At 66.0% G+C, this 4,790-nt stretch carries 8 protein-coding genes and 1 pseudogene; 5 read left to right on the top strand and 4 right to left on the bottom strand.

What is annotated here, in order from left to right:
• Positions 1 to 188 (bottom strand): twin-arginine translocation signal domain-containing protein (locus AC2VON_RS25865; RefSeq protein WP_486955363.1); only part of this gene is annotated, 188 nt, incomplete at its 3' end.
• Between the two features lie 199 nt (positions 189 to 387).
• On the opposite strand from AC2VON_RS25865, the pseudogene AC2VON_RS25860 reads away from it, so the two are divergent.
• The 4 genes and pseudogenes from AC2VON_RS25860 to AC2VON_RS25845 all read left to right on the top strand — a co-directional run.
• Positions 388 to 636, top strand: a pseudogene (locus tag AC2VON_RS25860) (type II toxin-antitoxin system antitoxin MazE5); the annotation flags it as partial.
• Positions 633 to 962, top strand: a complete 330-nt coding sequence (locus AC2VON_RS25855; RefSeq protein ID WP_486955362.1) for a type II toxin-antitoxin system PemK/MazF family toxin — start codon at positions 633 to 635, stop codon at positions 960 to 962. The pseudogene AC2VON_RS25860 and the gene AC2VON_RS25855, both read left to right, overlap by 4 nt.
• A 65-nt stretch (positions 963 to 1,027) precedes the next feature.
• On the top strand, positions 1,028 to 1,123 hold the full coding sequence (locus AC2VON_RS25850; protein ID WP_486955361.1) for a type II toxin-antitoxin system VapB family antitoxin: 96 nt from the start codon (positions 1,028 to 1,030) through the stop codon (positions 1,121 to 1,123).
• Between the two features lie 146 nt (positions 1,124 to 1,269).
• A complete protein-coding gene (locus tag AC2VON_RS25845; RefSeq protein ID WP_486955360.1) occupies positions 1,270 to 2,274 on the top strand; it encodes a glycoside hydrolase family 6 protein in 1,005 nt (334 codons plus the stop codon).
• Between the two features lie 58 nt (positions 2,275 to 2,332).
• On the opposite strand, the gene AC2VON_RS25840 is transcribed toward AC2VON_RS25845, so the two are convergent.
• The gene (locus AC2VON_RS25840; RefSeq protein ID WP_486955359.1) at positions 2,333 to 3,118 is read right to left on the bottom strand and encodes a chymotrypsin family serine protease; all 786 of its coding nucleotides are present in this window, start codon (positions 3,116 to 3,118) and stop codon (positions 2,333 to 2,335) included.
• Positions 3,119 to 3,313: 195 nt separating this feature from the next.
• On the opposite strand from AC2VON_RS25840, the gene AC2VON_RS25835 reads away from it, so the two are divergent.
• Entirely contained in the window at positions 3,314 to 3,733 is a 420-nt protein-coding gene (locus AC2VON_RS25835; protein ID WP_486955358.1) for a hypothetical protein, read from the top strand.
• Here the strand turns inward: AC2VON_RS25835 and AC2VON_RS25830 are convergent.
• Together AC2VON_RS25830 and AC2VON_RS25825 are read right to left on the bottom strand one after the other, a co-directional pair.
• Positions 3,700 to 4,233, bottom strand: a complete 534-nt coding sequence (locus tag AC2VON_RS25830) for a DUF6036 family nucleotidyltransferase (RefSeq protein WP_486955357.1) — start codon at positions 4,231 to 4,233, stop codon at positions 3,700 to 3,702. The genes AC2VON_RS25835 and AC2VON_RS25830 overlap by 34 nt on opposite strands.
• Positions 4,230 to 4,589, bottom strand: coding sequence for a hypothetical protein (locus tag AC2VON_RS25825; protein WP_486955356.1), 360 nt, complete (start codon positions 4,587 to 4,589; stop codon positions 4,230 to 4,232). The genes AC2VON_RS25830 and AC2VON_RS25825 overlap by 4 nt, the downstream gene beginning before the upstream one ends.
• Positions 4,590 to 4,790: the final 201 nt, after the last annotated feature.

Here is a 4,790-nt window from a genome sequence, read left to right as displayed (position 1 = left end):
CTGATCCGGCTGCCGGTCACCGCCAGCGCTTCAACCTCCGGCGCCCACGGCGTCACCGTCACCACCGGCCCGCCGATGAAGATGGTGTCCGCACCTGCCGTCGTCTGGCGCGGCCAGCACCCACCGACCGCCGTCCCGGCTGCCGCGGCCGCCATCCCGGCCAGGAACCGTCGTCTGCTTGTCGTCATCGCGACTAGTCTTCCTTAGTCGGTGCCGCCCTGACTACGGCAGCATCACCGTTGTGGCAGACCAGGCCGGCATCTGACACCCCTGAGACCGGGCCGCTCGGCTGGCGGCGCTGAGGTTATCCCCGAGCTCTGCGGCTCCCGGCGGTCACCGTAGGAATGGGTTTGATGCCACGGCGGATCATCTGTGGCATAATCGAGGCATAATCGTGGCATGAACCGCATACGTTTGAGTACGACGGTGAACGCCGAGCTTCTGGGCAGCGCCCGCAGCAAGCGGTCGGGGATCACTGACGCCGCGCTCGTCGACGAGGCTCTTGAGGCACTGCTCGCTCGGCATCGATCCGCTCAGCTGGACGCCGCTTACAGTGCCTATGACGACCATCCCGCCGATGAAGCCGACGATTGGGGGGACCTGGCGTCGTGGCGGCGAGCGGCGGGTACTTCGTGAGTGGCCCGCCGGCGCGTGGGGAGGTGTGGTGGTGCGAGTTGCCGGCGGTCGGCCGACGCCCAGTCGTCGTGTTGACTCGTGATGCGGCGATCCCGCGGCTTCGACGGGCACTTGTCGCCCCGTGCACCACGACTCTGCGAGGGCTTCCCAGCGAGGTGGTCCTGGAACCCGATTTCGACCCGATTCCGCGGCGTTCGGCGGTCAACCTCGACTCGGTCGAAAGTGTCTCGGTGGCGGTGCTGGTGAACCGCCTGGGTCGGCTTGCCGACGACCGCATGCGCCAGGTTTGCGATGCACTTGCGGTGGCGGTGGACTGCGCCGGCTGAAAGCGATCGATGCGGCCTTGTACGTTGCGTGCGTATCGCGGGCATCAGATGTGTGTCGTTAGTGTATGACACGCACCAACATCGATCTCGATGACGAGCTGACCTCCGAGGTCATGCGTCGGTTCGGCGTGACGACCCTGGACGCCACGTCGCTGCGGTGACCGGCACCGAGCCTGCCCGCGCACCCGGTGGCCCTGAACGCGCCGCACTCAGCCCGACGACGCCGCAACCGTGCCGAGCGCTGATCGCGCCAGCACCTGCCGCCCGGCGATTGCCATTCAATGCTGTGGAACGCTAATTTCCTGGGGTGACGTTTTCGACTGCTGGTGTACTCGCACGATGGATCGCCCCCTTCCTCACGGTTGCAGCCGTTGCCGGGATAGGTTTTCCCGCCGGCCCGGCGCGGGTCGGTCCCGTTCCGGCGGTGCGTTTGACCGGTGAGGTCAACCCGCTGGCCGGCATGCCCTTCTATGTCAATCCCACCTCAGCGGCTATGCGGGCCGCGCAGCATGCCGATCCACCGAGTCCGGAGTTGACCGCCATCGCCAACACGCCCCAGGCGTACTGGATCGTCCCGGGCTCGTCGGCGGCGACGGTCGCCAAGTACACCGGCGACGCGGCCGCTGCCGGTGCCATCCCGGTCCTGACGCTCTATGGAATCCCCCACCGTGACTGTGGCAGCTTCGCTGCGGGTGGCTTCGCGACGGCCGAGGACTACCGCGGGTGGATCGACGGCATCGCAGCCGATGTGGGCGCTTCGCCGGTGGCGATCATCGTCGAACCTGATGCGCTGGCCATGGCCGACTGCCTGTCGTCCGGCCAGCGCCAAGAACGCTTCGACCTGATTCGCTACGCCGTCGACACGTTGACGCGCAATCCCGCCGCGGCCGTGTACGTCGACGGTGGTCACCTGCGCTGGCACAGCCCCGAGGACATGGCTGCCAGGCTTAACGCGGTCGGTGTCGACCGCGCGCGGGGTTTCAGCCTCAACACGGCGAACTTCTTCACCACCGAGGACGAAATCGGTTATGGCGAGGCGATTTCGGCGCTAACGAATGGTTCGCACTACGTGGTCGACACGTCGCGCAACGGCGTCGGACCAGCGCCGGACTCCGGGCTCAACTGGTGCAACCCCAGCGGCCGGGCGCTGGGCGCCGCGCCTACCGCGGCTACCGCGGGAGCGCACGCCGACGCCTACTTGTGGATCAAGCGTCCCGGTGAATCCGACGGAACATGTGGCAAAGGTGATCCGCCGGCGGGCACCTTCGTCAACCAGTACGCCGTCGATCTGGCCCGCAACGCGCTCCGGTAGCAGGCCGCAGTCGGGGCAGCGGTCCGCATGATCGTGCCGACAACGCCGGCGGGCAGGTTCACGACGTCACCAGCGTCAGCTCCCAGGACTTCAGCCACGGCTTGATCAGCTGGGCGATGGAGAACTTTTGTGGCTCAGCGCATGTGGGTTCGGAGTAGTCCCCGTTGGAGACTTCGACGTAGATCCCGACCGCTTCGGCGGCGCCGTCGGGCCGGAGTCGGTAGACGGGGCCGCCGGAGTCGCCGCACCTGCCGGTGGCGGCAAACCGCACTTTGTTCTCCTCGACGACGACCACCGGCCCGCAGACCGCTTCGTTGCTGCGGATCCCGAAATGGCAGAGCACCTCACCGGCCTGGACTCGCTCGGCCAGGCCGACCAGCGGATGCCCGTCGACGTCGGAGGTCAGCGGAATCTTGCCGCTGTCATCGAGGATGATCAGCCCGATGTCGAAGTCGCTCCAGTCGTTACCGCCGTACTCGCTCTGGGCGAATCGGCCGACGTTCGGATACACATACAGGCCGCCGTGGTGGATGGCGACCGTGCCTGCTGAGCCCGGCTCGTTGCAGTGACCGGCCGACAGCAGTCCGGGCCGGCTGTCGGCGGTGCGCAACAAAAAGCCTGCGGTGCAGCTGATGCCGTGCGAGCCGTCGGCTCGGGTGATGTCGATGCCGATCCCCGGGCCGATCGCCGGTGCGGCCGGGATCGGGGCGAGCTGGCGGCGCGGGTGGGTGTGGTCGACCCACAACGCACCGACGACGACCGCGACGCCGAGGACCACAATCGCGACCCGGACCATCAGGGCCTTGAGCGGGCGTCGCGGCCTTAGCCGTGCTGTGGCAGCCATCGGGGTTGTGCTCTCCTCAGTTGTGTCGCAGCGGAATACGCCGACTGTACTCAGCGGCCGACAGTGCCGGCGCTATCACCTTCCAGCATCACATGTACCAACTCTGCCGGTGCCGGTGTGATTGTTGTGGTTCGAGAGATTTCGCTGCCCGACGGTGCGCAGACCAGCCATAATGAGGGTCTGATGGAAAGCACGATGAGCACCGCACAGCAGTCCCAGGCAACGACGCGTCGGTTCGCCCGCGTGATCGGCCCCTTCCTGGCGGTCATCGCCGCCACGGCTGCCGTGCACGCCCCGCAGTTGTGGACCCAGATTGCCGACTTTGCGGCCAATCCGCTGTGGGGATGGGTGGCTGGCTCCTTCACGCTGATCGCCGGCCTGGTGGTCGTCGCCCTGCACCCGTATTGGCGCGGGGCCGCGGCGATCAGCGTTTCCATGCTGGGTTGGCTGACCACGATCAAGGGGTTTTTCCTGGTTGCGTTTCCGGCGACGATCACGTCGGTTCCGGTCGGCGCGGTGGAGGCGGTCAACCTCTGGCGAGCCGTCTATGTGGCTTTCGCGCTGTGGGGGCTGTATCTGACTTACGCGGGTTGGGCACCCAAAAGGTCCCGATGACGCATCGCCCAGGTCACCGAGGGACGGTTCGCTCCGAAGAATCGTTCTGCGACGTCGAGAACCTGACGCGATTTCGTTAACCCAAGCTGGTCGGTGAGAAACCGGATATCGTCGAGATCCCGGTCTGGCCGCGCGGCGTAGATCTTGAGCGCAAGAAGGTATTCGGTTGACGGGATGCTGACCCGTAGCCCAGCTACCTCCAACACCACACGGATATTGGTGTCGTTGCCCGGGAGAAATCCCTTCACCGCGTCGTTAATCCAGTCGTCCGACAGGCCGTGTTGCCCGGCCACGTGCCGAATAGCTTCGTTCACGATCGACTTGGGCTCGAACACGTCGTCGACATCTGTGGTGAGTCGGCGCGCGTCATAGGCCAGCGCCATAGCCGCGCCCCCGACGACAAAGAGTTCACCGCGCACACCCCGTTCGTCCAGCCATTGACCGACTTCGGTGAGCAACCGGACGATTTCGTTCCGACTGAGTACCCGGTGGGTACTCATACCGACACCAGCGAGCCTTCTTCGATCAACACCCCGTGTAGCGAAAACGATGCGGGGCTGTGGACCAGTGAATAGGCGAACATGTTCGGGTGACCGGGGTGCCAGAAGCGATCGAGAACACGCTTCGGGGTGCCGGTCCACGCCGGGACCTCGCCACTGGTGGTGAATTTGGCATGGGCCGCTGCAGCGGAGACGATCGCGTCGATGACCGGGTTTCCGGTAAGGGGAGGTTCGGAGTCGAGGTCATCCGCGTCGGTCAGCCAATCGGCGGTGAACCTGACGTACTCGGCTTCGGTGACGTGAGACAGTGTCTCGGCCAGCGCAGCGGGATTGCTCACCTCGACCCACCTCCTCACCGCGACCATTTTACGTGGCGGTGGCACGTGAGATGCCCGTCTGACGACGGCGCGGGCGTTGTCGACGCACCTGCGGCTCAAGGACGCGCCCCGGTCGAAGCAAGGGTCGGCGATCCAGGAGTGGCGCAACAGCCACCTGTTGTCCGGTGTGGCGCCCATTCATCCCGGGAAGAGACTCTCGAAGTCGTCGGCTATCGTTGC

This window comes from Mycobacterium sp. TH-M82, from assembly GCF_057473605.1.
This window is presented reverse-complemented; position numbering and strand designations above follow the sequence as displayed.